Source organism: Trichococcus shcherbakoviae (genome assembly GCF_963666195.1).
Classification (GTDB): Bacteria; Bacillota; Bacilli; order Lactobacillales; family Aerococcaceae; genus Trichococcus; species Trichococcus shcherbakoviae.
This window is the reverse complement of sequence record NZ_OY762653.1, coordinates 1,200,803-1,226,630: the sequence shown is the minus strand read 5'-3', so window position 1 is coordinate 1,226,630 and position 25,828 is coordinate 1,200,803. Positions and strand designations below refer to the sequence as shown.

The 25,828-nt window shown below is 50.5% G+C and carries 21 protein-coding genes and 1 tRNA gene; 16 read left to right on the top strand and 6 right to left on the bottom strand.

Annotated features, from left to right (window positions below; translation table 11 throughout):
• Positions 1–3: 3 nt before the first annotated feature.
• Positions 4–1,215, top strand: a complete 1,212-nt coding sequence (locus tag ACKPBX_RS05640) for an SH3 domain-containing protein (RefSeq protein ID WP_319996245.1) — start codon at positions 4–6, stop codon at positions 1,213–1,215.
• A gap of 84 nt (positions 1,216–1,299) precedes the next feature.
• On the opposite strand, the gene ACKPBX_RS05635 is transcribed toward ACKPBX_RS05640, so the two are convergent.
• Positions 1,300–1,371 (bottom strand) — tRNA-Val (locus ACKPBX_RS05635).
• Between the two features lie 164 nt (positions 1,372–1,535).
• Here ACKPBX_RS05635 and ACKPBX_RS05630 point away from each other — a divergent pair.
• Complete coding sequence (locus tag ACKPBX_RS05630) at positions 1,536–2,060, top strand: YehS family protein (RefSeq protein WP_119092242.1); 525 nt, start codon at positions 1,536–1,538, stop codon at positions 2,058–2,060.
• 107 nt (positions 2,061–2,167) lie between these two features.
• On the opposite strand, the gene ACKPBX_RS05625 is transcribed toward ACKPBX_RS05630, so the two are convergent.
• Positions 2,168–3,127, bottom strand: coding sequence for an RluA family pseudouridine synthase (locus ACKPBX_RS05625; RefSeq protein WP_319996244.1), 960 nt, complete (start codon positions 3,125–3,127; stop codon positions 2,168–2,170).
• 158 nt (positions 3,128–3,285) lie between these two features.
• Here ACKPBX_RS05625 and ACKPBX_RS05620 point away from each other — a divergent pair, with 158 nt between their 5' ends.
• Entirely contained in the window at positions 3,286–5,739 is a 2,454-nt protein-coding gene (locus ACKPBX_RS05620; RefSeq protein WP_319996243.1) for an ATP-binding cassette domain-containing protein, read from the top strand.
• 340 nt (positions 5,740–6,079) lie between these two features.
• Positions 6,080–7,012, top strand: coding sequence for a LysR family transcriptional regulator (locus ACKPBX_RS05615; protein ID WP_086626706.1), 933 nt, complete (start codon positions 6,080–6,082; stop codon positions 7,010–7,012).
• A gap of 273 nt (positions 7,013–7,285) precedes the next feature.
• On the opposite strand, the gene ACKPBX_RS05610 is transcribed toward ACKPBX_RS05615, so the two are convergent.
• The 3 genes from ACKPBX_RS05610 to ACKPBX_RS05600 all read right to left on the bottom strand — a co-directional run bounded on the left by ACKPBX_RS05610 (position 7,286) and on the right by ACKPBX_RS05600 (position 11,562).
• Positions 7,286–8,398 carry a YncE family protein gene (locus ACKPBX_RS05610; protein ID WP_319996242.1) on the bottom strand — a complete coding sequence of 371 codons (1,113 nt, stop codon included), beginning with the start codon at positions 8,396–8,398 and terminating at the stop codon, positions 7,286–7,288.
• A 101-nt stretch (positions 8,399–8,499) separates the two neighbouring features.
• Entirely contained in the window at positions 8,500–10,848 is a 2,349-nt protein-coding gene (locus tag ACKPBX_RS05605; RefSeq protein ID WP_319996241.1) for an ABC transporter permease, read from the bottom strand.
• A 15-nt stretch (positions 10,849–10,863) separates the two neighbouring features.
• Complete coding sequence (locus ACKPBX_RS05600) at positions 10,864–11,562, bottom strand: ABC transporter ATP-binding protein (protein ID WP_119092247.1); 699 nt, start codon at positions 11,560–11,562, stop codon at positions 10,864–10,866.
• 249 nt (positions 11,563–11,811) lie between these two features.
• Here ACKPBX_RS05600 and ACKPBX_RS05595 point away from each other — a divergent pair, with 249 nt between their 5' ends.
• The 8 genes from ACKPBX_RS05595 (at position 11,812) to ACKPBX_RS05560 (ending at position 20,862) form a co-directional block, all read left to right on the top strand.
• Complete coding sequence (locus tag ACKPBX_RS05595; protein ID WP_319996240.1) at positions 11,812–13,893, top strand: permuted SH3 domain-containing protein; 2,082 nt, start codon at positions 11,812–11,814, stop codon at positions 13,891–13,893.
• Positions 13,894–13,936: 43 nt separating this feature from the next.
• Positions 13,937–15,430, top strand: coding sequence for an SH3-like domain-containing protein (locus ACKPBX_RS05590; RefSeq protein ID WP_319996239.1), 1,494 nt, complete (start codon positions 13,937–13,939; stop codon positions 15,428–15,430).
• A gap of 108 nt (positions 15,431–15,538) precedes the next feature.
• Entirely contained in the window at positions 15,539–16,039 is a 501-nt protein-coding gene (locus ACKPBX_RS05585; protein WP_319996238.1) for a hypothetical protein, read from the top strand.
• Between the two features lie 101 nt (positions 16,040–16,140).
• Positions 16,141–16,641, top strand: a complete 501-nt coding sequence (locus tag ACKPBX_RS05580; protein ID WP_319996237.1) for a GNAT family N-acetyltransferase — start codon at positions 16,141–16,143, stop codon at positions 16,639–16,641.
• Positions 16,642–16,747: 106 nt separating this feature from the next.
• The gene (locus ACKPBX_RS05575) at positions 16,748–17,281 is read left to right on the top strand and encodes a GNAT family N-acetyltransferase (RefSeq protein WP_319996236.1); all 534 of its coding nucleotides are present in this window, start codon (positions 16,748–16,750) and stop codon (positions 17,279–17,281) included.
• A 79-nt stretch (positions 17,282–17,360) separates the two neighbouring features.
• Positions 17,361–18,443 (top strand): YibE/F family protein, encoded by a 1,083-nt coding sequence (locus ACKPBX_RS05570; protein ID WP_319996235.1) that lies wholly within the window; start codon positions 17,361–17,363, stop codon positions 18,441–18,443.
• The gene (locus ACKPBX_RS05565; protein WP_319996234.1) at positions 18,440–19,201 is read left to right on the top strand and encodes a YibE/F family protein; all 762 of its coding nucleotides are present in this window, start codon (positions 18,440–18,442) and stop codon (positions 19,199–19,201) included. Before ACKPBX_RS05570 ends, ACKPBX_RS05565 begins: the two co-directional genes overlap by 4 nt.
• A gap of 152 nt (positions 19,202–19,353) precedes the next feature.
• Positions 19,354–20,862 carry a DUF1846 domain-containing protein gene (locus tag ACKPBX_RS05560; RefSeq protein ID WP_319996233.1) on the top strand — a complete coding sequence of 503 codons (1,509 nt, stop codon included), beginning with the start codon at positions 19,354–19,356 and terminating at the stop codon, positions 20,860–20,862.
• A 68-nt stretch (positions 20,863–20,930) separates the two neighbouring features.
• On the opposite strand, the gene ACKPBX_RS05555 is transcribed toward ACKPBX_RS05560, so the two are convergent.
• The gene (locus ACKPBX_RS05555) at positions 20,931–21,371 is read right to left on the bottom strand and encodes an Lrp/AsnC family transcriptional regulator (protein WP_086626717.1); all 441 of its coding nucleotides are present in this window, start codon (positions 21,369–21,371) and stop codon (positions 20,931–20,933) included.
• A 258-nt stretch (positions 21,372–21,629) separates the two neighbouring features.
• On the opposite strand from ACKPBX_RS05555, the gene ACKPBX_RS05550 reads away from it, so the two are divergent.
• The 4 genes from ACKPBX_RS05550 to ACKPBX_RS05535 all read left to right on the top strand — a co-directional run bounded on the left by ACKPBX_RS05550 (position 21,630) and on the right by ACKPBX_RS05535 (position 25,816).
• A complete protein-coding gene (locus tag ACKPBX_RS05550; RefSeq protein WP_462709482.1) occupies positions 21,630–23,042 on the top strand; it encodes an aspartate ammonia-lyase in 1,413 nt (470 codons plus the stop codon).
• Between the two features lie 285 nt (positions 23,043–23,327).
• Positions 23,328–24,596, top strand: a complete 1,269-nt coding sequence (gene uraA / locus ACKPBX_RS05545; protein WP_319996231.1) for a uracil permease — start codon at positions 23,328–23,330, stop codon at positions 24,594–24,596.
• Positions 24,597–24,804: 208 nt separating this feature from the next.
• Complete coding sequence (locus ACKPBX_RS05540) at positions 24,805–25,140, top strand: hypothetical protein (protein ID WP_319996230.1); 336 nt, start codon at positions 24,805–24,807, stop codon at positions 25,138–25,140.
• A 4-nt stretch (positions 25,141–25,144) separates the two neighbouring features.
• Complete coding sequence (locus ACKPBX_RS05535) at positions 25,145–25,816, top strand: DUF3159 domain-containing protein (protein WP_319996229.1); 672 nt, start codon at positions 25,145–25,147, stop codon at positions 25,814–25,816.
• Positions 25,817–25,828: the final 12 nt, after the last annotated feature.

Below are 25,828 nucleotides of genomic sequence, written 5' to 3'. Positions count from 1 at the left end.
TAAATGAGAATCAACAAAAATTGGCGCTGCGCTTTCATCGGCATCCTGACGGGTGCGGTGCTGTCCGCTTGCTCCGGCTCGGATGAACAGACGGAAACAGAGGAGTCGGAGAGCGCTACGACAAGTTCGGCTGTCGAAGCGGTGGATTCAGCAGAGACGGCCTCGAGTGAAACATCGAATGAAGAGGAAACAGCTGTAGTCCAGCCGGAAAATCCGGAACCGTTGACGTATGAAGGGGATCTGGAGCTTCCTGTCAACGGGGCGACAGGCTATGCTTCAGTCCGGATGGATCTGAAGGCGACTGCGGATGCCGGATCCGAAACGATTTCGGAATTGGAGGCGGGCACCGCTTTTGAGGTGCTGGAGGAGGTTGGCGATTGGTGGTATGTCCGGACCGCTACTGAATCGGGATGGGTGCAGCATCTTTATTGTTTCATCAATCTTCCGGATGTAATCCCCTCCATCATCTACGACAATACCAACACGTACGCATCCAAGTTCGTTTCTTCCGGAAAAACGATCCCAGGCATAACCGGGGAGGCGCTTTACGACGGGAAAGCATACAATATGCGGCTGGGAAAAGTGTCCGATATCGTGCCGGTGCTTTACAGTATGTCGAAGAAAATCCATTTGGCGCAGCAAGCAGCTTTGGAGGAGGGGAATACTTTGGTCATCTATGAGGGGTACCGTCCATTTTTTGCCCAAAAGCTGACAGTGGATGCTTTGACAACCTTGGCTGCGGCCGATTCGGAAGTGATGGCGGGGATCAATACTTACCCTTGGAACACGAACTGGTTCATTGCGACAAGCGTTTCGAATCACCAAATGGGCTATGCCATCGATGTCACATTGGCGAAAATAACCGAACAGCAGGAAATCGTCATCGGCGACTATGCTGCGACCGCTATAACGGGCTACACGGAGTACACGATGCCGACCACTATCCATGAATTGAGCATGGCCTCGGCTACATTCACCGGACCGGTCAAATCCAGTTCCCCGACCGCCTGGCTCCAAGCCACCTTGGCAGATACGATGAATGAGGCAGCCATCCTCCTGCAGCGCTACTGCACGGACGCCGGTCTTACTCCACTGGCTTCGGAATGGTGGCATTTCAATGATTTGGATGCGCGTTTTTCCACTGAGGGGAACAGCAGCAAAGGCGAATACCTTTTGGATGCAACCATGAGCGAGGCACCGGAAGCGGCAGAATGATGGACAGGCAATTGAAAAAATAAAAAAAGAGGCACGATCGAATTTCTCGATTGTGCCTCTTTACTGTTTTGTGCTGAAACTTGATGGTCCCTACTGGGATTGAACCAGCGACCCCTACCATGTCAAGGTAGTGCTCTCCCGCTGAGCTAAGGAACCGTTAAACAGATGAATCACCTGCTCGTATATTTGATTATAACATATTTGCGTGAGAAGTGAAGAGGGGAAATTAAAAAAATGAGGAACGAATAAGGCATGCATTCCATCAGACAACAAGGTATACTGGAAAAGGATAATTGAAAAGGAAAATTTGGAGGCATAATATGGACAACAATGATATATTGATCCGCTTGCGCTATGCGCTGGACATCAAGGATGCAGATATGGTGGAAGTGTTCCGCTTGGGCGGACTTGAATTGACGAAGGAAGCAGTACAAAAGATGTTGCTGAAATCGAAAAAAGATGAAGCAACGGATACTGCCGGGGCTACAGCCCCATCGGAAGACGATCAACTGGCTTGCGACAATGCGACACTGGAATCGTTCTTGAACGGACTAATCACTTCCCAACGCGGCAAAGCGCAAGCGAAGCCCGGCGAAACGGAACTAAAGCCGGAATTTGTGCTGAACAACGGGAACGTCAACAATCTGCTGCTGAAGAAAGTCAAGATCGCGCTGACTTTGACAAACGAAGACATGCTTGAAATCCTGGAATCGGCTGGAGTCACCGTGTCAAAAAGCGAACTGAGCGCGGTCCTGCGCAAAGAAGGGCACCGCAATTACAAGCCTTGCGGCGACCGCTATGCACGGAATTTCCTGAAAGGATTGGCGCTGCGCTACCGCGGATAAGCTGTATTTTAGCCCGCCAGTCGCTTTTGGCGGGCTATTCCGGTCCCTCAAAATCCTGCATTAAAAACAAAAACATGATTCCCCGCAAAGGAGAATCATGTTTTTTGTCATTTCGAGTACAGCAGGAAAGCTTTCGGAACCGGCGCGCTGAAGCGGACGAGCTCACCGGTCGCAGGATGGATGAAAGCGAGTGTGGTAGCGTGCAGCCCCAAACGCTTCATCGGATTGCTGTAGGCACCGTATTTCTTATCTCCGGCAACCGGATGGCCCAAGGATTCCATTTGGACGCGGATCTGATTCTTCCGGCCGGTCTCCAATTGCACCTCCAAGAGCGAATATTCCTTGTTTGCGCGAATCTTGCGGTAATGGGTCACGGCATGCTGGCCGCCGTTGTCTTTCGGACTGGAATGGACCTTCATGGCTTTGCTCTCGGTCAGCCACGAGGAAATCGTGCCTGCATCCTTCTTGATTTCGCCCTCGACCAGAGCGGTATAGATGCGTTCTTTGACGATTTCTTTCCAATTATTTTGCAGCTTTTCTTTCAGCTCTTCGGATTTTGCGAACAGCATGACGCCGGAGGTATCACGGTCCAGACGATGTACGACAAAAATTCGGTTCGCTTTATTGTCTTCTTTAACATATTGGCTCAATTGGCGGTAAGCGGTCGGTTCCTTTGGATCGTCCGTTGCCATCGACAACAGGCCGGCATCCTTATTGATCACGATGATCGATTCATCTTCAAACAGGATCTTGAGGCCTGAAAGGGACGTTTTTTTGATGGCTTCTTTATTCGCCAAAATGCCGACAATCTGTCCGGGTTCCAGGGGGTGGTTGTGTTTGGTGATGGCCTTGCCGTCGACAGTCACTTGTCCGCGGGTAAGAATCGATTTGACCGAATTGCGGCTTTGCTTGCTGAGGATCTGCAGCAAAAATGGCAACAATTCGCTTGGTTCGGTCACGGGATATTGCGTAACCCCTTTGGTGGACGGGCTTTTTTGGGGTCCTATCGCCTTGTCCTGGCGATTGCGTTTATTAGTGATGGGTTTCTTTTGGTTTGTTTTTTTCATCTGATTCGCTCCTGACTCTGTTCGCCGCTTGATTGTAGCGGTTGTCTCTTCTGAAGTATAACAGAAAACCGGGCATCCATCCCGCATAATCAGGACAAAAACGCAGCAAGTGGCATATAATTAAAACAGAAGAACCAAAAGGAAGCGAGGGAGCAGGCATGGACCATATCAGCATCATCGGCGCCAAGGAAGGCAATCTGAAGAACATCACAGTGGACTTTCCCAGGAACAAATGGATCGTCCTCACAGGGGTATCCGGTTCCGGGAAAACGACGCTGGCGATGGATGTGCTCTATCAGGAATGCCAGCGCCAATATCTGGAGGCAATCGGCTACCAAGGGATCCGTAAACCGAACATCGATGCGATCCGCAATGTGTCTCCCGCTATCCAAATCCAGCAGCAAGCCTACAATAAAAATCCGCGTTCGACTGTGGGAACGGTTACGGACATCTATACCGATCTGCGGATGCTGTTTGAGAAATTGAGCACGAGGGACTGCCCGGCTTGCGGGAAGGAATTCAGTTCGGCAGAGTGCCGCGAGGAAACCGAAAAGACCGCCGATGAGCTCAAGGTGTTCCAGTATTGTCCTCACTGTAATCACCGGATGGAGAAGCTGACCCGCACCCATTTTTCCTACAACACCAGAGAAGGTGCCTGCGCAACTTGCCAGGGCATGGGGGAAGTGCTGACGATCGATGAGAAGCGGGTGCTCCGTGAAGAACTGGCGCTTGAAGAGGGAGCGGTCGTTTTTTGGGAAAAACGCTACAGGGATTACCAGCTGGAGTCGCTGGTTGCCGCTAGTGACCATTACGGGATCCCGCTAAAAATAAACACGCCGGTGAAGGACTTTACGCCGACGCAGCGCGTGCTGTTGCTGCATGGGGCCGAAAGTGAAGAGATGCATCAGTTGTTCCCGGATGTGCAGGCGCCCCGGACGATTGCCGAAGGCCGCTATGAAGGGGTCCTGCCGAACCTTTGGCGCAGAATTGCGGACAAAAAAGGGGCTTCCAAATTCCAGGAAGCCTACTTTGAATCGGTTATTTGCCCGGAATGCCATGGCGAACGACTGAACGAGCTGAGCAGGAGCGTGACTGTGAAAGGAACGCGCTTGCCGGAACTGTCCAGTTCATCATTGACTGGTCTTATGGATTGGCTCAGCAAGCTCGAAGAAAATCTGAAACATTCGGAACAACTGTTGGTGGGTGTCTATGTCACAGATTTGAAGACCAAACTGAAACGGATCCTGAAATTGGGATTGGGCTACCTGTCGCTCGACAGGCAGACGATGACGCTGTCGGGAGGTGAAGCGCAACGTCTGCGGTTGGCAGCTGTCCTTGATTCGGATCTCACGGGGGTCATCTACATCCTGGATGAACCGACAATCAGCCTGCATCCAAAAGATACAGAAGGGCTCCTGACGGTCCTGCGGTCGCTGAGGGATAAAGGCAATACGGTCCTCGTCATCGAACATGATACAGCTGTCATGGCGGCTGCGGACTACCTGATTGATATCGGTCCGGGAGCCGGGAAATACGGGGGCGAAGTCATCGGCTCGGGAACGCTGCAGCAAATCAAGGAACAAGCGACATCCGTCACCGGTGCCTACCTGAACAGCAAGTCGGAACCGCGCAAATTTTTCCGCAAAGGATCCGGTGATTTCATCGAGGTGAGCCAAGCGGACAAGCATAACCTCCGGAATCTGACAGTCCGTTTCCCTATCGGCTGTCTCATCTGTGTCACCGGCGTATCGGGGTCCGGAAAATCGACGCTCGTGTTCGATGTGCTGGCGAAAGGGGATACGGACCAGCCGGAGAAACCGAATCAGGTGAACGGAACCGGCTCATTCGACCGGATCGTCATTGTGGAACAGGCACCCCTCACCCGGATGAAGCGTTCGAATGTTGCGACCTATTCGGATGCCTATACGGAAATCCGGAAAATCTTCGGCCAACAGCAGACTGCCATCGAAAAGGGAATAACCGCCAATCACTTTTCCTTCAATGTGAAAGGGGGACGCTGCGATAATTGTGAAGGCTTGGGGGTCGTCACAAATAACCTGTTGTTTTTTGAAGATCAGGAAGTTCCTTGCCCTGTATGTTCGGGCAAACGCTTCAAGGACGAGGTCCTGTCCGTGACCTATCGCGGCCATTCTATCACCGCAGTGCTGGGATTGTCGGTTGAGGAAGGCGCAGAACTGTTTGCGGATTCCCCAAAAATCAGTGCCATCCTGAATCTTCTGCAGGATGTCGGTCTCGGCTACCTCGAGCTCGGCCAGACAACTACGACTTTGTCCGGAGGTGAAGCGCAACGGCTCAAATTGGCAGTGGAACTCCTCGCAAATCGGGGGAAAAAGAATCTCTATCTGATCGATGAACCGACTACCGGTCTGCATCCGCTCGATGTGGAAAAGTTCCTGAAGTTGTTGGATCGGATGGTTGAGTCCGGCAGCACGGTGGTCGTTGTGGAACACAATCAGCAGATCATCGGAGCGGCTGATTGGATCATCGACCTTGGTCCAGGAGGCGGGGATGCCGGCGGTAGGATCATTGCGGAAGGAACGCCATCGGACATCCGGAAAGACAAAAATTCGGTGACGGGAAAGTTCATTTAAGGCCAAACAAGTTAAAATGATTGACAGACGCCGGGAAAATCGCTATCTTATTAGAAAGCGATGAGGAAAAGAAGGGGAGGCAGAACCATGCAGAAGATGATGTGTTGTATGTGCGGATGTAAGAAACATGCAGGAATATTCTTATCATCTTTTGATCTCCACAACCGAGTGAGTTTGGTCGCTCTGTAAAGGGGATCAGGGGGCAGATTATGCATCCGCATCCAAGTGAAGCGCTGAAATGATGATGAATACTCGTGCATGTGTGTTTTGTTGACGCGCATGCACTTTTTTTGTGGAATTGATGGTAACCCATCGGAAAATAGAGTGAGGTGGCAAAAATATGAATCTGCAGCAATTGCGATATGTCATAACAGTGGCGAAATACGGCACTTTTCGGGAGGCCGCAAGGCAATTATATATGGCGCAGTCCAGTCTGTCGTCAAGCATCAAAGATCTGGAGGAAGAATATGGCATCCAGATCTTCGAGCGTTCCAAAAAAGGTATCGAGATAACCAAAGAGGGGGCTATGCTCCTGGAGTTCGCCGATCAGATCGTGGCCCAAGCGGACCAGTTGGATTATCGATACCTGTCTGCAACCGAAAACAGGAGACTGTTTTCGGTTTCGAGCCAGCACTATGATTTTGCCTCGGAAGGCTTTGCCCGACTGGTTTCGGAAAAAAAAGAAGAATCACTGAATTTCCGTTTCCTGGAGACGAGTACCTCGAAAGTGATGGAGGACGTGCGGGATGCCGTCAGTGAAGTCGGCTTCATCTATCTGAACGATTTCAACGGGAAGGTCATCAAACAGTATCTCGAAGCATTCGACCTGAAATTCGATCCGCTGATCGCGTTCCAACCGCATGTATTCCTCAGCGAGTTCCATCCGTTGGCGAAGAAGGAGAGAATAACGCAGGAGGAACTCCATCCGTACCCCGTCATTTCCTTCGATCAAAGCAAAAACAGCACGCTACAGCTGATGGAGGAATCGATCCAGGTCGACCAGAATGTCCAACGGATCAGCGCAAGCGACCGCGCGACCGTGTTGAATCTGTTGTCTGTGACGAATGGCTACTTGGTCGGTTCAGGTCTCCTGAAATCGAACACGCAGGACCACATTGTCGTGGTGCCGATGGATGTCGATCAAAAAAATACGATCGGCTTCATCTATTCAAAAGTGCGGCCGCTCAGCGCGATCTCCAAGCGTTACATGGAAATCGTTAGGGAATTGTTGGAGGGAGACCAACGCATCGAGCTGACTGATCATGTGGACTGAAGCTTGGGATCATGGGTTGTCCGATTCTACGCGGATATCGGACAAGGAGCAGAGCATTAGCGTTCGGGTTGTCCGATACTGTGCGGATATCGGACAATGAGTGAAGCATTAGCGCTCGGGTTGTCCGATTCTATGCGGATATCGGACAACGAAGAAAACATTTTTCCGCCATGAACAAAATGAACGCATCGACCACAACGAAGCACAAATACCAAGCACCAAACCTCAAACAAACAGGAGGCAGTCCCGCAAGCGGGATAACCTCCTGTTTGTTCATTCCGCGAACAATGTGTCGACTTCCACCCGCAGCACCCGGTCGATGCTCGGGTTGCCATGGTCGCGATAAGCATACGCCCCAGATTCGAAGAGTATGTAGAGGTGCTTTCCATCCACGACGACCTGTTCCATGTAAGAAGGCATCGTGATTTCGGTATTCGCATTTTTATCCGTGAAGTCCTCATTCTCCTTAAGACGATCAAAGGAAAGTAGGGTTGAGTCATGTTTTCTGCCAGAAGAGCGTGACAGCATTAGTTTTTCCTGATAAAAAGCCAGTCCTTGGATCTCTTTGCCTATCTTATCGACATCGTCAGGAGAAGCTTCTTCCGTACTTTTTCCGGTATCGAGCGCATGGACTTCCTCTCCTTTATCGTTTGCTGTTGTGGAAATCAGGTAGCGGTGCATGACACTCGTCTCTTCGTCATCGAAATGCGCCACGTAGAGGTCATCGCCGTGGACCGTGATGGTTGAAGCCCGTTTGATTTCAGGCAGTTCGATGCTGTCCGTATAGGCAATCGGTTCAGCGGAATCCGTGAAGTCATAGGCTTCAATGTCCTTCAAAGACAGAGTGATGACCTGCGCGGTGTCGCCTTTTTCCGAGCTGACCCAGAGCAGCTCATGGTTGTTGTCGTAGGCGAGGCCACCTGCATGAGGGATGCCGTCCAGGACAATTTCCTTGATGAAGGATCCACTCTTCTTGTCCAGCACATAGATGACGGAATTGTGTTCTTTGGTCTGGCAATAAGCCGATATGAACAGGTAATCTTTGTTGACGGCCAACCCTTGCGGCGTCATCGTTGTGCAGATTTCTTCCTCTTCGTGTTCATGATGGAGCGTCAGAGTGGCATCCATTCCCGGGATGATGAAGATGTTCTCTTCCGGATCGATGCCATCCTCTTCAAAGGCCGCTCGGTACAGTTCGGGATAGTCGGACAGTCCCTCCATTAGTTCATCCAATGAGCCGAGGCTGGCTTCTGTGTTCGTTTCTTCAGCAAAAGCCACCCGTTCGATCTTGCCGTTCTTTGTGAGCAGGCCGAGCGTGACCACCCCCGTCATGATGATGCCGATCAGTGCGAGGCTGATGACTTTCTTTCTCTTTTTTTTTTCCACAGTATCACTTCCCGAGTTGAATATTTAAATGAGCCGTTCAGCTTTTCTAATATATTACTACAGGAGTGGGTAAGCGACTAACGAAAAGCTTCAGGCCACGCTTATTCCTGATAGGATTTGAGTACTTCCTGAAGCGGGATTTTAGCGATTTTCCGCCTGCTTATGTAGGTGCCGGCGAAGAAGATGAGGATCAAGATCACCAATGTCTGCAGCAGAAAAATAGGTCTGTACTGTAGCGGTAGGATGACGCCGTATTCCTCCGTGAAAAACCTCATCATCAGGTTCAGTATACCCAAAGCGATGGGGATGCTGATCAGATAGGAAATCAAGGCGTAAAAGAAATAGCTGTTCAGGATCATCGCATTGACTTCCCGGCGTCTGTAGCCCATCACTTTGAGCAGCGAAATCACATAGTAATTTTTTTCAACCGTGAAGGAAGTGAGCACAAACAGGATGCTCGCGGCGATGATTGCGGATCCGCCGATCATGACGTTCGAGATGAACTGCGTATAGTTGGACATCGCCTTCGATTGTTCGATGAGTCCGGACTTGCTGATGATTGTGCTGTAGTAGGCATCGGATGGCTTTTTGAGCGAATAGATGCCGCTGTACAGGCGCGAAGTGCTGTTTTCTGACAATATATTGCTGAGCTTTTCGATGTTCAGGTACACCTTGTCGGAAATGTATTCATCAGTCACGCCTTTGACAAGGAAGGGGAAAGTGTCGTCGTTAACTTCCAGGCGGATAATATCGCCTTCTTCGAGTCCGAGCTTGATGCTGAGCCGTTTCGTGATCACGGCGCCGTTCTGGATGTTTACGGTTATGTCATTGCCTTCATCATCATACAGGCTGTAAAGTTTGTTGCGTGAAGACAGCCCTTGCAGCGATACAACGCTGTCGTCCAGCGAGGCGAATGGATAGATGAGGAATTTTTCATCGCCGGGCCGGGTTTCGGGCAGCCTTTCTGTGACGTCGAGATAGGCCTCATACTCGTAGTCGACCTTATTCAGGTAGTCGACCGTCATCCGATCGACCATGCCGCCCATCATGAAGGAAAAACTCATCAGGATTGTCGAGAACATGATGCCCAGAAAGAAAATGAAGAAACTGCCGGTGCTCTTGATCGCGTGCAGGTATTTGAATTTTGTGCTGCCTTTCGCCTTCGAAAGGACCCGGCTGAGGTACCTGCCGATCCGGTTGATCGACTTGCCCTCATGCGGCTTCAGCAGTTCCAGGGCATTCTCGCCGAGGATCCGGTAGATGATGATCCCGGAAACCAAGGAGAAGAACAGGAGCGGCACCAGGATCGCGGTAGCGAAGACGGTGAAACTCTGGGCGATCTTGACTTGGGGCAGGAGATAGAAATCCAGGTACAATTTCTTCAACGGCTCGGAATAGAGCGATCCGATGAAGTAGCCCAGGATCAACATAAGGGCGGCGAAGACCATCATCGCGACGAAGTAGGGCCGGGCTATTTCCGAACGGCGGTAGCCGAGCGCTTTGAGGATGCCAATCTGGCCTCTTTCGGCATGGAGCAGGTTGTAGATCAGGATCGATACGATGATGACGGCGATGGCCGCGATGAAGACACTGAGTCCCAAAGCCATGACTTTTCCTTGGGTCAGTTCGTCATAGATGGCACCGCTCCTCATGCTGGTCTGCGTATCCGTAATCTGGCTGACGAAAGGCAGCGCATCTTTGTCGTAGGCGGTGTCTATGGTTTCCTCGGTCAGGGTCATGCCAGCCAAACGGAAACTCTCCTTGTCGTCGAAGTTCTCGTATTCTTTATCGGACATGAGCAGCAGTGTCTGCAGCCCGGTATCCAAGTTGAAGGTTTCATCGAACATGGGAAGGGTGTAATCCGGGAAAAGCACAAAGCCCGTTACGCGGTAGCTTTTGTTTTTGATGATAAGGGCGTCCCCGATGTTGAGGCCGTTCTTGTCGGCATAGACCTTGGTGACGGCGACTTCGTTGTCGGCCGAGGGTTTGCGTCCTTCCTCCATATAGGAAAGATTGATTGTTTCGCCATCCTTCACGAGGAGCGCTTTATGCGACTGTCCTTGGTAGGTGTAGGAGGTGTTTTTGTATTCCCTCAGTTCGAGGCTGACATCGCGATAGCTCGCTTCAAACTCGGCGATCCGGTTTTCCATGAGCTTGTAGAAAGTGGATGGCTCGACTTTCTTGATGTCGCTGAGCGAGTAGAAACCTCTGGCCAGCAGAGCCGCCGCGATGGGGTAGGCTGCTTCTTCCAACGTGACCCGGTTCAGCATCTCAACAGCAAAGTCCTCCTGGTTGTAATCCGACAGGTAGGCTTCCGTCGGTTCTTCGATGCCGCTCAAACCGTAGAACATCATGGTGTAGGTGGCGGAGCTAAGGATGATGATGAAGCCGATGGCAACCAGCTGCATCCATTTTTTCCGCAAGGTTTTGATGACATTTTTCAGCAGCATGATCCGCACTTCCCCCTATCCCCAAGAGATGTCCTGGGCATTTTTTTTGACTTCGTTGAGGGTGACTTCCGTTATTTGACCGGAGTTCATCTTGATGACTTTATCCGCCATTTCGGCAATCCCCAGGTTATGGGTGATGACGATGACGGTTTTGTTGTAGTCTTCGTTCAGATTCTGCAACAGCTGCAGAATTTTTTTCGAATTTTCTTCATCCAACGAGCCAGTGGGTTCATCGCAGAAGATGATGTCGGGATTCTTGGCCAGGCTCCTGACGATCGAAACCCGCTGCTGTTCTCCTCCGGAGAGCTGGCTGGGATATTTGTTGCGGGCTTTTTCCAGACCGACCTTTTCGAGTAGTTCGGCTATGTCGAGCGGGGCGGTGCCGATGTCCGAGCCAATCTGAATGTTCTCGTAGACGTTCAGATTCTGCAGCAGGTTGTATTGCTGAAAGATGAAGCCCAGATGTTTCCTTCTGAAGGCGGTCATCTCCTCTTCGTCCAGGTTTGTCAGCGTCTCCCCCTTGAAGGTGATCTCCCCCGAAGTGACGGTGTCCAAGCCGCTGATGACGTTCAGCAGGGTGCTCTTGCCGCTGCCGCTGGGGCCGAGTATGACGACAAACTCCCCTTCTTCGATGGTGAGGTTGACGTCCTTCAGGGCGTAGGTTTCCACGTCACCGGTTTTGTAAGTTTTCGTCACGTTGGTCATCGTTATCATCGCATCCACCTTCTTTTGAAATCGCTTCAATCAGTTCAAGTATATTTGTGTCGGGATTTTTTGTCAAAAAATTGAGGATAGCAGATTTTTTGCTGAGAGGAGATGTATTCCCAAAAAAGAAAATACCAAAACGGAATTGTATGCGCTGACAATATCTTCACAGAAGTATCGGCCGATATGGTAAAATTGAGATACCGAAACGATGGAATCAACTGGAATATCCGGAAATTGCGCGAGGGGGTCTTCTTTATGGGGAAATTGAAAGCTATCATATTCAAATCAAAAAAATCGATCATTGTCACGGCGGTCCTTCTGCTGACTTTGTTGGTGGGCGGGGGTACTGCCTACTGGTGGTATCAGAATGCCCAGGTCCAGGAAGTGTCGGTGCATACGGCCTGGAAAGGGCAATTGGCTAAGTATGTGCCGATAACCGGCGACATCGAAGCCAGCAGCCGGAGCAGCCTTTTTCCCTCGCCCACAGCCAAGATTGTCGAAGTGTTGGCGGAGGAAGGGCAGGCAGTCAAGAAAGGCGATGTGCTGGCGAGGATCGATGCGACCGAGTACCGCACCCAATTGGATAAGCAGGCCATCAATCTTGCGAATGCAGAGGCGACGCTTGCCTATCTTTCCGGGAGCAGCGCTGAAATGGACAAGGCATCCTCCCAGAATGCGGTGAGCCAAGCGGGGATTGCGCTGGAAACTGCCCAATCCAATTACAGTGCGGCGCAAGGGAATCTGGATGACATCAATACGCTCAATGCGAATGCCATCAGCCAGGCGAACTTAGCCTTGGAGAACGCCCAGTCGAATTATGCCGCCGCCGTATCGAATCTGTCGGGGCGGGGGACGCTCTACGACAATGCGGTGAGCCAGGCTCAAATAGCTCTGGAGAGCGCCCAAGCGAACGCTGCCGCTTTAGCGGATAAACTGCATAACGTCGAAATAGCCAACGCGAATGCGGTCGGTCAAGCCCAACTGACTTTGGAAAATGCGAAGGCGCATTACTGGATCGCAAAAAAGAATTTTGATGATCTGGATAATGCCCTGAAGGAAGCCCAATGTGCATTGGAGACTGCGAAAACAACCTATGAGAGTGCGAAACTGAATCTGGACATCGTCAAAGCTCTGTATGATGCCGATCCGATCTTATATGCCTTTGACTATCAGTTGGCGCAGCAGGTTGTCGCCGCTGCCGAAACGGCGGTAGGGAATGCCGAATTGACTTTGGACAGCGCTGAAATGAGCTATCAAGCCGGCTATAATACGGCGAAATTGGCGGTGATCGATGCTGAAACGGCTGTCAGCAGCGCCGAAATTGCGCTTTCGAATGCCGAAAATGCAGCCGATGCCGAATATGCTGCAGCAGAAAAGGCGGTTTCGGACAGCGAGTCAGCTGTGAGCAATGCGGAAATTGCGCTTTCGAACGCCGAAAGCGCGGGGTCTATTGAATATGCAGCAGCTGAAAAAGCCGTCAGCGACAGCGAAGCCGCTGTCCGTAACGCGGAAATCAGCGTTTCAAATGCCAGAAGCGGCGCTGCCGTAAAGTATGAGGCGGCAATCAAAGCGATTAGTGATGGCGAAAAAGCCGTCCGGAGCGCTGGAATCGCTCTTTCGAATCTGAACACCTCGGCAACCTTTTCGTGCGCAACAGCGGAGGAAAGGATCTCCAATCAGGCGGACCAGATTGCTCTCCTGAAGACGGACATCGTCTATTTGAACAAAAAAATCGAGGAGTGCGATCTGAAGGCCAATGTCGACGGCATCGTGACGAAGATGGATGTTGTGGCGAACGAATACCCTCAGGTCGGGGATGCCATCATCGTTGACGGGGCGACCGAATACGTGATCAGTTTGGCTGTCAGTCAGTTTGACAGCGTCAATATGCGGGTAGGCCAGAAGGCGACCGTCAAGGTGAAAGGGGTAGCTGCGGAATACGAAGGAGTCGTCTCGGAAATCGGCCAATCGGCGGAGAAATCCGCGACATCCGCAGACCAGGATGCGAAAGTCACTGTGAAAATCACGATCACCGATCCCGACGAAAACATCAAGGCAGGCTATGAAGCCGATGCGGAAATCATCACGGTCGAAATGCTCGATGCTCTGCGCGTGAACTATGAGGCTGTCCAAATCGAAGCGGAATCCGGAAAAGCGTATGTATACGTGGTGGACAGCAGCAACCGAGTCGAAAAAAGGTACATCGAAACCGGGCTGGAAACCGAATATGACATCGAAATATTGGATGGTCTGGTGGAAGGGGAGCGATACGTCGCAGATCCGAACAAGGATCTTGTGGATGGCGTCAAGGTCAAGGACAGCGGCGACGCCGAGTGATTGAACTGCGGGAAAGAAAGATAGAGGAGAGAAGTGAGCGGTGATGGAAAAAGGAGTAGGGCGGTGGCTTGTATCCATTTTTTTGGTGATTCTTTGTTCGGGCTGCAGCACCCCGCCAATTTCGGTGGGGAGTCAGGATGAAAGTTCCTTGATAAGCGAAAGCGAGCAGACATCCATCTCTTCATCAGCCGGTATTTCCCAAGGCGAAAAGGCAGATTCGGCAACACCGATTTTCATTACGGTAAACGAGACTGCGACTATCTTTCTGGAAGGCTATCCCATCGATACGCTTCCGTGGGACATGGAGGGCCAGGAGACAATCGGACAATCGGAAGATTACATCGGGCGCATCGTAACCGTTGTCAGGAAGACAAATGATGGAACGTACGCTTATGTGTGGATAGCGGAATTGGGATTCGGCTGGATCGAAAGCTCAGCGCTCAAAGAAGCGGACTTCCAGCCAACAGATTATTCGGATTACATCACGCTGGGCGGTTCCCCGATCACCAGCCTGCCCGGGGACAGCGAGGATGCTGATGTAATCGGCGATACCTCGGACCGGATCGGGGAAAGGGTGCTGCTTGTCTATGAATCGGCCGATGGGGAATATGTCTATGCTAAGACGCTGATCAATGAAGGCATCGGCTGGCTGGAAAAAGAGGCATTGGGCTTGACCGGCGAGGAGCAAGTAGGCATGATCGCAGCTGAAGATTATACAGTCGATACACTTGTGTGGGGAACACCGGGAAGTGAGACTGTGGCCTTAACGAGCGAACAGATCGGAGCGTATGTCACAGTCAAGGGCTCACTGTCGGACGGCAGCTATACCTTGCTCTTCAAGGACGGAAATGCCTGGGGCTGGGTCGATACGCGCGCCATCGAAATCCGTGATGATATCATGATTGCGGAAGCTACCGACTATATCACTGCTGGCCAATACCCGATTTTCAGTCAGCCGCCAGGGACAACGGAAGCGGTCCAATTGGGCACTACGAAGGACGTCCTTGGCGCGAGTGCAACTATCCTCTTTGAAACAATGGATAGTTCGAGCGTTTATGCCGCTTATCTTGGGTGGATCGACAGGCAAGCTTTCGGCTTCGAAAACGGCGAATACATCGGCGTCATTAAGGCCGGAAGCTACTCGGTCGATACCCTTCCCTGGGGTACGCCGGACTATGAAACAATCGGTTACTCCGATAGCTATGCAGGCAAGGAATTGTTGGTCAAGGGAACCACCCAGAACGGACTCTATTCCTTGCTCTGGATGCAAGGAAGCCCATTGGGATGGGTGGACAGCCGAGCTATAAAGCCGTTCGATGTTGTTCCCGTATCTTACTCCGCCGTCATTTCTGATGGCGGCTATTCCATCGACAGTCTGCCCTGGGTCGAATTCGGAGCAAAGGAACTCGGCTCCACAGCAGAATATTTGGGGGAGGCTGTTTCGATCAGCAGGGAAACTGTCGACGGAGCATACCTTTATGCCGAATGGAATGGGGAAGGAGTGGGCTGGATCGATCATCGGGCCTTCGGGAAGTGAATCCCTATCCACGAGTATGGAGTTAGCGTATAATGGAAGACGGAATCAGGCAAAGCGCAATCGGCCTGATGATGAACCATCAATAATAATCAGAAAGAGGATTTTCTCATGTCGAAGTTAGGTTTGCAGCTCAGCCCGGCAGACAGCGAAAGCAAATGTTGGGTGGCGGAAATTACCGGCGCGGACGAGGTATACATTTTAAAGAGGGACTTCATCCCTGAGGAACCCGAAGGCGGATGGATCCTCTATGATGGCTGGTACCAACTGAATGGGGCGGTGCCCGGCGTCACGGAATTCAAAAAAGAATATATCCGCATCAAGGACGGAAAAGTCAGAAGGAACCTTCCATTCCGGGAACTCGTCGAAAGCCTGGATGAAATAAAAGCAGGTGAAGGCCCCCGCGTCGAAAGGATGCGCAAGGAAATCATCGCCATTTTGGATGAAATCAAAGAAGCTGCCTACTGTGAGCCCGTAGTAGAAGGCATCGAAAAGCAAAAGGAAGAACTGGATATGGCGGATGAGCCGGATCAGATCAAAAATGCGCTCTACATGCTGAAAAAACAAAAGCAATCCTATATCCAGCAGTACCGAAAGATGTTTAACTTATAAGAATCGGGATTATTCGGAATGAAAACAATAAAAATGCATGAAAACAATCATGTTTCCGGTATAATCTTATTTAAATGAAAAGAATGAAAGGCGGTGGAAGCATGATCAGAAAAGCAACGCCAGCGGATCTGCCTGCAATCATGGAAATCATCAATGAGGCGAAAGTCACCCTAAAGGCGTCCGGCATCGATCAATGGCAAAAAGGGTATCCGAATGAAGCAGTCATTCTTCAGGATATCAATGGAGGATACAGCTATGTATACCTGCGGGACGGCGTTCCGGGGGCAACTTTTGCGTTTTTTTACGGTGAGGACCCTACCTATAAAGTGATCACCGAGGGCCAATGGCTGACGGATAATCCTTACAGTGTCATCCATCGCATCACTATCAAAGACGCATTCCGTGGCCAGGGCGTTCTTGGGGAAATCGTCGAATGGGCTGCGGATGAATCGCGTAAAAAAGGCTATTCCAGCATGCGCATCGATACGCATCCGGACAACAAAAGCATGCAGCGTGCCTTGCAGAAATCCGGGTATACGTACTGCGGTCACATCCTGACGAGCATCAGCGATATGCGTTGGGCATATGAAAAAGTTCTCTAAAATAATTGTGGATATGCGAAAAGGATTGCGCCCGGACCTAGCGGTGCAATCCTTTTCGCATGGAATCAAGCATCTGATCGATAAAACCGAAGGAGCGAAGCAAAGGATGAATCTGCAACTAAAAAATTTACCGTTGAACGAGGAACTGATCCAGACCGTACTCCGTTGGGAAAATGACCCGGCTATTTCACCGTTCATCACCCCGCACTATGATGAAGAAAGCGAATTGCCTTTGGTGACGGAAGAGGGCGTCCGCGAAAGCCTCAGCAATCCGGACAAGCGCAATTATTTCATCTGCGTGGATGACAAGCCGGTCGGAATCGCGTCGATTATCCGCGACTTTCCGGCCCTGTTGAAGAATGACGGAAAAACAGCTTGGCTGGGCATCTATATCGGAGAGCCGGATTGGCGCAGTAAGGGCATCGGCAAAACGGTCATGGCCCTGTATGAAGAAGAATGCCGGAGTCTCGGCTATCAGCGCATAGAACTGGGAGTCTTTTCCCACAATGCCGGCGCAATCAGATTGTACGAAAGATCCGGCTTCACACAAATAGGCGTCATCCCTCACTTCACCTATTCCCAAGGGCAATGGCGCGACGATATCCGGATGGAGAAAATCATCCTTACCAATTTAGGATAAAAACCATGCGGAAATCTATTGAAGGGAGGAACACAGTGGATGAAAAAAGGATTGTTGGTCAGGAAAAAAAGCAATATTCTTGACCTTGTTTGCGGCGTTGTTGGGGATGCTGACGCTATTCAGCTACAATAACTACGCGTGGTACGAAGAACCGATCGCCAAAATCATTGCAGCGGAAGCTGTTGGAACCGATGAAACGATCGGCGCCAATCGGGAAAGCTATCCCGTATACAACCAAAAACTGACGGCTGTACTGATGAACGGGGAGTCGAAAGGGGTGCAGGTTGTGATCGAAACTAACTATTCCGACTCACTTGCCTATAGCCAGATGTACCGTTCAGGCGATGAAGTGTTCCTTTCCCTTAGCGAGAGTGCTTCGGGTGCCGTGACAGGTAAAATTTCCGGAGTAAAGCGGGATAAATATGTTGCCCTTTTGGGGTCCGTGTTTCTTTTCGTGCTTGTTGCAACAGCGGGAAAAAAAGGCCTGCTTTCTCTCGTCAGTATTGCGGGGAACATTTTGCTGTTCAGCGTCGCTCTGGACAGTTATGAAAGTGCGGATAATGCACAACTATTATGGATCAGCAGTGCTGCAGTGATCGGGTGGACCGTCCTTACGCTCCTCTTGGTCAGCGGCAGAAACAGGAAGACTTACGCAGCAATCCTTTCCACTTTGACCGGAACATTCATGACCTTAATCATCGCCTACGGGGTCATTGCCTTGACGAACGGGCAGGGCCTGCGGTATGAGGAAATGCAGTTTGTGACGCATTATCCGCGGCGGATCTTCCTGTCGAGCATTCTGATCGGCTCGCTGGGTGCGGTGATGGATGTCGCCATCACGATGACTGCGGCCATCCAGGAACTGTACGAAAAAGACCCCGCGATATCCGCCAAAGCCTTATTCCAGTCCGGACGCGAAATCGGCAAGGACATCATGGGGACGATGGCGAATGTGCTGCTTTTTGCCTATGTCAGCGGAGCGATTCCGACGCTCGTTTTTTATCTGGAGAACGGCTCCGATGTTTTCCACACCTTTTCGATGCAATTATCTTTGGAAATCACCCGGGCCTTGGCGGGCAGTTTGGGTATCGTTTTGACGGTGCCGTTGGCAATGTTCACAGCAGTCCGTCTGATTCCCAAGAAAGCGGGTGATCGTCGATGAGCGTGCAGATGACATTGGCGCTGTTGCTTTTGCTGCTGATGGGGGCGGTGGGCGGCAGACGAGGGATTTCTTCGTTCCTCTCGTTGTTTTTCAATTTTGCGGTCCTCTATGTATTAGTGTTGCTGCTGATCAATGGCTTTCCTGCTCTTTTTGTGACCCTGCTGGCTTGTTCTGTGGTGGGCTACATCAATTTATTCTACATAAACGGCGTGAACGTCAAGACCAAGGCGGCTTTTATCGCCACGATCGTCACAACGTTTTTCTTGCTGGTGTTGATCATTGTCGTGCATCGGTTTGCGATGATACAGGGCTTCGGTCCCGAGGAAGTGGAAGAGTACACCACGCTTTCATTTTTTGTGAATGTGGATTTCGTCCAAATCGGAATTTGCACGATGATAACGGGAACAATAGCAGCCATTACGGATACGGCCATCTCCATTTCATCCTCGTTGCATGAAGTCCATCACCGCAACCCGCAGTTGGGTGAAAAGGAATTGTTCCGTTCGGGGATGACGATCGGCAAGGACATCATCGGAACGACGACGAATACGCTGTATTTTTCATTCATCGGCGGTTATCTCGCGCTTTTCCTCTGGTTCAGGGATCTGTCCTATTCATTTGGGGAGGCGTTGAACGCAAAAGTGCTTGTCTCGGAAGTCGTTTCCATGTTCGTCATCGGCATCGGAGTGACCGGAATCATCCCGCTCACCGCTTGGATCACGGCGCGCATGCTGTTGAACAAATCGTCGCGGGCTTAAAATACGTATTGCCAATCAAAGAAAATACTCTATAATTGTTAGAGTTGAAATCAGAGCTCTGGTGATGATGCAGGCGACACAATTCTGCATCCGGAAAGAGGCGCCTAACGGCAAGTATACAGATACACCATTCAGACATTGGAGGAAAACAAATGAAGAAAATCGGCTTTGATCCACAGAAATACATTGAAGAACAATCGAAATATATCCTGGAACGGGTCAACAATTATGATAAATTGTATCTTGAGTTCGGAGGGAAACTGATCGGCGACAAGCATGCGAAACGCGTATTGCCTGGGTTCGATGAAGATGCCAAAATCAAATTGCTGCAGAAATTAAAGGACCAAGCGGAGATCCTGATCTGCGTCTACGCAGGGGATATCGAACGCAACAAAATCCGCGGCGACTACGGCATCACCTACGACATGGACGTCTTCCGCCTGATTGATGAGCTGAGGGAATACGGATTGGCCGTCAACAGTGTCGTCATCACGCGCTACAACGGACAGCCGGCCACTAAAGTGTTCATCAACAAACTCGAAAAACGCGACATCAAAGTCTATACCCATGGCGCCATCGAAGGCTATCCATCCAATATCGAAACGATCGTCAGCGAAGAAGGCTTCGGCCAGAACACCTACATTCCGACGACCAAGCCGATTGTCGTCGTTACTGCTCCGGGTCCCGGCAGCGGCAAGTTGGCGACCTGCTTGAATCAGCTGTACCACGAACGCCGTCAAGGGCGCGCGGCCGGTTATTCCAAGTTCGAGACTTTCCCGGTATGGAATGTTCCGTTGAAGCATCCCTTGAACATCGCCTATGAAGCCGCAACTGTCGATCTGAAGGACGTCAACATGATGGACAACTATCATTTTGAGACCTACAACGAAGTGGCGGTCAACTACAACCGCGATCTGGAGACTTTCCCGGTCATCAAACGCATCATCGAGCGCATCACCGGCAAGGAATCCGTCTACCAATCACCGACTGACATGGGCGTGAACCGAGTAGGCTTCGGCATCACCGACGATGAAGCGATCCGGGAAGCCTCGAAGCAGGAAATCATCCGACGCAGCTTCGACACGGAATGTGACTACAAGAAAGGCCTTAGCGATGAAGAGACGCGCAACCATATGCGCCTGATCATGGAAGAGGTCGAATTGAAGCAAGAAGACCGGGCTCCCGTGAAGCCTGCCCGCGAATATGCGAAGCGTTTGATGAAACGCGCGGTCGACAACGAGATTCCGGCTGTCATCGCTTTCGAATTGAACGACGGACGGATCATCACCGGCAGGACTTCCGATCTGATGGATGCCTGTTCTTCCGCCATCCTGAACGCGATCAAAGCCTTGGCGAACATTTCCGACGACATCCTGTTGCTGTCCCCGGTCATTCTGGAGCCGATCAAAAAGCTGAAGAGCGAAGGCTTGCATAAACGCATCCCGACCTTGACCGCGAATGAAATCCTGATCGCCCTGTCCATTTCAGCGGTAACCAATCCTACAGCCCAACTGGCTTACGCTAAACTTTCCGAGCTGAAGGATGTGCAGGCACACTCGACTGTCATCCTGAACAAAGACGATGATCAGATCCTACGGAATCTTGGCCTCGATATCACTTGCGACCCAGTTTACCCATCCGAGAATTTATATTACGTATAAAATGTGCGGCTATCCGCTCCCTGTCTATTTCGGGAGCGGATAGCCTTTTTTAGGCCTGATGCGGATTGTTATTGGTCCTCAAAATGGATGCCTCGGGGACCGACCGAGGTGGAGAAGACGACCTGCGTGTATGTCTTGCCGAACTGTTGCAGCTCCCCGATGAAAGTATCCAGTTCATTCGTCGTCGGAAAGGCGACTTTCAGGAGCATCGAGAATTCACCGGTCACACAGTTGCATTCCAGCACATTCGGGATGCTGTCCACGAAAGGATAAAAAACCGGCTTTTGCTTGGGGTCGACCTCCAGATTGATGAAAGCCTTGATATTGTAGCCCAGCGTCTGCAGGTTCACATGTGCGCCGTAATCTGTGATGACGCCGTTCCTTTCCAGCTGGGCGATCCTTGCGGAAATAGCCGGCGAAGACAGAAAGGTGGCCTCGCCGATTTCCTTCAGGGAAGCCCGTGCATTTGTCTGCAAAATGTTCAAAATTTGCTTATCGATTTTATCCATTAGAGGCCCCTTCCATTATTGTTGTTTGCTTTGTATGCTTAAGATTCTATATCAGACCTAGCAAGTGAAGCAAACGAATGCTGACATGACTTAAGAAAATAAAGTTACATGGGAATTAGCGTGTGATTCTTCTGTGAGAAGGTCGAATATGCAGGTTTTGTTCGCAACTTCCCTTAAACTATTTCATTCATTTTTCAGGGGTGGTATTGTTTGGACTATGAATTACAGAAAAATTTCAGGGGGCAAACAGAGATGAACATGAGAATTGAAGCAGACTCGATCGGAACGTTAGCAGTACCCACAGAAGCGTATTATGGTGTGCAATCGTCGCGTGCAAAGGAAAATTTCTCAATCACGGGCACGAATCTGCATCCGGAATTAATCAGCAACCTGGCGCGAATCAAGAAAGCCGCAGCTGTTGTGAACGCTCAGTCGGGTAACCTGGCTGTCGGAAAAAAGGATGCGATTGTCCAAGCCTGCGACGAAATTGTGGCGGGATATTTTCATGAAGCCTTCATCGTGGATGCCATTCAAGGCGGTGCCGGAACTTCGGCCAATATGAACGCCAACGAAGTCATCGCCAATCGCGCCATCGAAATTTTGGGCGGGAGAAAGGGAGACTACCGCATCGTTCATCCGAATGACGATGTGAATCTTTGCCAGTCCACCAACGATGTTTTTCCGACAGCGGGGAAAATGACCGTCCTGCAGCTTCTGCCGGAACTGATTGCCGAACTGGAAAAGCTGGAGCTGGCCTTGGCTGATAAGGCCAAAGAATTCGCCGGGGTCATCAAAATGGGGCGGACGCAAATGCAGGATGCGGTTCCGACTACGTTGGGGAGAACGTTCCAGGCTTATCAATCCTTCGTCAAAAGGGATATCCGTCATCTCATGAGTGCTGCAGAAGAGATGAAGAGCCTCAATCTTGGCGGGACCGCAATCGGCAATGCAATTAATGCGACGCCGGAATACTTGGAGAACATAACCGCTTTTGTGAGCGCAGAAGTGGGAATTGCTTTCACGCAGGCAGAGGATCTTTTCGATGCAACCCAGCATGTGGATGGCTTCGTCAGAGTGTCGGCGGCAATCAAGACGGCAGCGGTGAACTTGTCGAAGATGAGCAATGATCTGCGCTTGTTGTCGAGCGGTCCAAGGGCTGGCATAGGTGAAATCAATTTGCCTGCCAAGCAAAACGGCTCTTCAATCATGCCGGGAAAAGTGAATCCGGTGATACCCGAAGTCGTTTCGCAAGTCGCTTTCCGCGTAATCGGAAACGATCTGACAATCACGATGGCTGCCGAATCCGGACAGTTGGAGCTGAATGCCTTCGAGCCGATCATCTTCCATTCTTTGTTTGAATCGATCGATTGCTTGGCGCATGCAGTCGCTACGCTGACCGTCAACTGCATCACAGGGATCCAAGCCAATGAGATGGCCTGCTACAAACACGTGGAAGAGAGTGCCGGCATCGCGACTGCCCTTTGCCCGACAATCGGCTACCAACAAGCCAGCGCAATCGCCAAAGAATCACTGAAGACAGGCAAAACCGTCAGGGAATTGGTGCTTGAAAAAGGCTTGTTCTCGGTTGAGGAGACAGACAGCATCCTTGATCTCAAACGCATGGCCGGCATCCCGGCGGAGCTGGTCTTGCTGGCAGGCAAGGCTGTCTGATTGAATTGTAGGGACCGCTAGAAAGCCACAAAGGTTGAGCCAAAGCTTTCTGGTGGTCGTGTTTTTATCTTCAACAAGTAGGGTTTTTGGGCCGAAAGCGGGATTATCTAATCATTTTATAATTGTATTCCATAACTATTATTGCTAAAATAAGCGAAGCAAAGTCCTTTAAACTAATCCAGAGAGATTAAAAAGGGTAACAAATCGAATATTTGATACCTTAGGTCCTTTTGCGAATATCATAATTCAAGGGCTTTTTTTTGCGCCTATAGGAGGAAATATAGAATGGCTTCAAAGAAAATTATTCAGGTTGACGAAAAGGTACCTGCAAACTTGCTGATTCCGCTTAGTTTGCAACATACTTTCGCAATGTTCGGTGCTTCAGTGCTTGTGCCTATCATTTTCGGTATTGATCCGAGCATTGTGTTATTGATGAACGGGGTCGCCACGCTATTATTCATTTGGATCACAAAAGGGAAATCGCCGGCCTATCTTGGTTCAAGTTTTGCCTTCATCGGACCCACGAGCATCATCATCGCTAACCAAGGTTTTGAGTATGCGCAGGGTGGTTTCGTCGTCTTAGGTATCATTGGCTGTATTATGGCCTTCGTCATCCATCGTGTCGGAACAAAGTGGATCGATGTTGTCCTTCCACCTGCAGCGATGGGGGCTGTTGTTGCCTTGATCGGTCTGGAGCTGGCTCACCTTACGATTCAAGGAGGATCGATCGGTGCAAACTTGATGACCGACACTGCGACAGCACAGAACTTCGCTGTCTTCTTCATTACTTTGGGCACGGCTGTCCTAGGTTCCGTACTCTTCAAAGGTTTCTTGTCCACTATCCCTATTCTGATTGCCATCGTCGTTGGCTATATTTCTGCGATTGCGTTCGGCATGGTCGACTTCACTCCGGTAATGGAAGCATCCTTGTTTACGATGCCCCATTTCCAATTGGCAAAATTTGATATGAATGCCATCTTGACGATGCTTCCGGTTTTGCTTGTGCTGACTTCTGAGCACATTGGACACCAGGTGGTCACTTCCAACGTCGTCGGCCGCGATCTGATCAAAGATCCGGGCTTGCACCGTTCGTTGTTCGCTGATTACTTTGCATCTGCTTTATCCGGTTTGATCGGTGGGGTTCCGACAACGACTTATGGCGAGAACATCGGGGTAATGGCGATTACACGTGTATACAGCGTGCGCGTCATCGCCGGTGCTGCGATTTTCTCCATGGTCATGTCCTTCTTCGGACCGTTGGCAGCACTGATTTCCACAATTCCTGGTGATGTAATCGGTGGAGTTACGTTCTTGCTATACGGCATGATTGGCACGAGCGGCTTGCGTCTGTTGGTTGAAGAAAAAGTGGACTACAGCAAGTCCAAGAATCTGATCCTGACATCCATCGTTTTCGTGACAGGATTGAGTGGCTTGACAGTTCAATTTGCAGGCATCCAATTAAGCGGAATGGTCCTAGCGAGTGTTGTCGGCATCATTTTGAGTTTATTTTTCTACCTGTTTGATAAAGCAGGTTGGATGAACGAAACAGACTGAGCATCTGCTGCCTGCTGACAACGGATGCCAGCAGGCTCTTATCTGATCCAACCTTTCCAACTCCATCAGCTTATTAAATTTTATGACGGCTCCAAACCGGGATTCCCCGGTTTGGAGCCGTCATTTTCGCTTTTTTGAGCAGCAGTAGTATAATTGAAGCGAATGAGAAGGCTGATTTTCATGCCGACAGATGAGGGGAGTTGGGCATATGTTGACGAGTAGAATGAAGATTTCTATCGTTGCGGGAGCTCTTTTGGGCATAGTTTGCATCGTGGGTGCCCAATTGCGTTCCGGATTTGAGAAGGAGGCGCTGTATCTGTTCGCCTTCTGGTATAACCGGCTGTTGATGGGTGTCGTCATCGGTTTTGCAAAGGAAATTCAGGAATTGAAACGAGCATTGGGGCGCGGAGCCATACTGGGGCTGTTGGTTTCTTTCGCCTTTTATAGCGCTACAGGATTCGAAGATGCAGTCGGTTTTGCGGCGGGCATCGGTTACGGTGTCATCATCGAGTATGTCGCCTACAGATTTGCCGATAGGGGCTGATGATATGAAATCCAGAATCAAGGAAATTTCGGAAGAATTGAAATTGGTCATATCGGGGAAGACTTTCGATGCTTTATTGCCTCCCTTGTTGTTTGCGATCGTCAATGGCAACTATCAGTTGACTGTTGCCAGCATTTTGGCGATTGCTTTGGCTGTGCTGTTGGGCATCATCCGGTGGACCCGGAAACAACCGTTGCGGTATGCCGTGGGTGGATTGCTGGGGGTTATGGTTGCCTCCGGAATTGCGTATTTCTCGAATAATGCCGCCAATTATTACCTCCCCAAACTAGCGACCAGCGCGCTGCTCGTAGTGGCGGCGCTGGTAAGCCTCATTCTGGGGAAACCGATGGCCGCTTTGACGAGCCATCTGACGCGCGGGTGGGATCTAGATTGGTATTGGCGCAAGGACGTGAAACCTGCTTATCAGGAAGTGACAGTTCTTTGGTTTCTTTCTTTTGTGATGCGCTTGGCTTTGCAGGTCATTCTTTACCGGCGCGGCGATATTATCGAGTTGGCTTGGACCAATACGCTCTTGGGGCTTCCGTTCACGATTGCTGGATTGATCCTCAGCTATCTCTATGGCATTTGGCGCCTCCGCAATCTTAAAGGGCCAAGCGTGGAGGAACACCGGGAAGGAAAACCGCAACCGTGGGAAGGTCAGACACGTGGTTTTTAATCGGAAGGGTTT

What these genes read in the sequence shown, in the direction of transcription:
- ACKPBX_RS05640 (WP_319996245.1), top strand. Translation starts at nt 4, where the DNA reads ATGAGAATCAACAAAAATTGGCGCTGCGCTTTCATCGGCATCCTGACG.
- ACKPBX_RS05630 (WP_119092242.1), top strand. Translation starts at nt 1,536, where the DNA reads ATGGACAACAATGATATATTGATCCGCTTGCGCTATGCGCTGGACATC.
- ACKPBX_RS05625 (WP_319996244.1), bottom strand. Translation starts at nt 3,127, where the DNA reads ATGAAAAAAACAAACCAAAAGAAACCCATCACTAATAAACGCAATCGC.
- ACKPBX_RS05620 (WP_319996243.1), top strand. Translation starts at nt 3,286, where the DNA reads ATGGACCATATCAGCATCATCGGCGCCAAGGAAGGCAATCTGAAGAAC.
- ACKPBX_RS05615 (WP_086626706.1), top strand. Translation starts at nt 6,080, where the DNA reads ATGAATCTGCAGCAATTGCGATATGTCATAACAGTGGCGAAATACGGC.
- ACKPBX_RS05605 (WP_319996241.1), bottom strand. Translation starts at nt 10,848, where the DNA reads ATGCTGCTGAAAAATGTCATCAAAACCTTGCGGAAAAAATGGATGCAG.
- ACKPBX_RS05600 (WP_119092247.1), bottom strand. Translation starts at nt 11,562, where the DNA reads ATGATAACGATGACCAACGTGACGAAAACTTACAAAACCGGTGACGTG.
- ACKPBX_RS05595 (WP_319996240.1), top strand. Translation starts at nt 11,812, where the DNA reads ATGGGGAAATTGAAAGCTATCATATTCAAATCAAAAAAATCGATCATT.
- ACKPBX_RS05590 (WP_319996239.1), top strand. Translation starts at nt 13,937, where the DNA reads ATGGAAAAAGGAGTAGGGCGGTGGCTTGTATCCATTTTTTTGGTGATT.
- ACKPBX_RS05585 (WP_319996238.1), top strand. Translation starts at nt 15,539, where the DNA reads ATGTCGAAGTTAGGTTTGCAGCTCAGCCCGGCAGACAGCGAAAGCAAA.
- ACKPBX_RS05580 (WP_319996237.1), top strand. Translation starts at nt 16,141, where the DNA reads ATGATCAGAAAAGCAACGCCAGCGGATCTGCCTGCAATCATGGAAATC.
- ACKPBX_RS05575 (WP_319996236.1), top strand. Translation starts at nt 16,748, where the DNA reads ATGAATCTGCAACTAAAAAATTTACCGTTGAACGAGGAACTGATCCAG.
- ACKPBX_RS05565 (WP_319996234.1), top strand. Translation starts at nt 18,440, where the DNA reads ATGAGCGTGCAGATGACATTGGCGCTGTTGCTTTTGCTGCTGATGGGG.
- ACKPBX_RS05560 (WP_319996233.1), top strand. Translation starts at nt 19,354, where the DNA reads ATGAAGAAAATCGGCTTTGATCCACAGAAATACATTGAAGAACAATCG.
- ACKPBX_RS05555 (WP_086626717.1), bottom strand. Translation starts at nt 21,371, where the DNA reads ATGGATAAAATCGATAAGCAAATTTTGAACATTTTGCAGACAAATGCA.
- ACKPBX_RS05550 (WP_462709482.1), top strand. Translation starts at nt 21,630, where the DNA reads ATGAGAATTGAAGCAGACTCGATCGGAACGTTAGCAGTACCCACAGAA.
- uraA (WP_319996231.1), top strand. Translation starts at nt 23,328, where the DNA reads ATGGCTTCAAAGAAAATTATTCAGGTTGACGAAAAGGTACCTGCAAAC.
- ACKPBX_RS05540 (WP_319996230.1), top strand. Translation starts at nt 24,805, where the DNA reads ATGTTGACGAGTAGAATGAAGATTTCTATCGTTGCGGGAGCTCTTTTG.
- ACKPBX_RS05535 (WP_319996229.1), top strand. Translation starts at nt 25,145, where the DNA reads ATGAAATCCAGAATCAAGGAAATTTCGGAAGAATTGAAATTGGTCATA.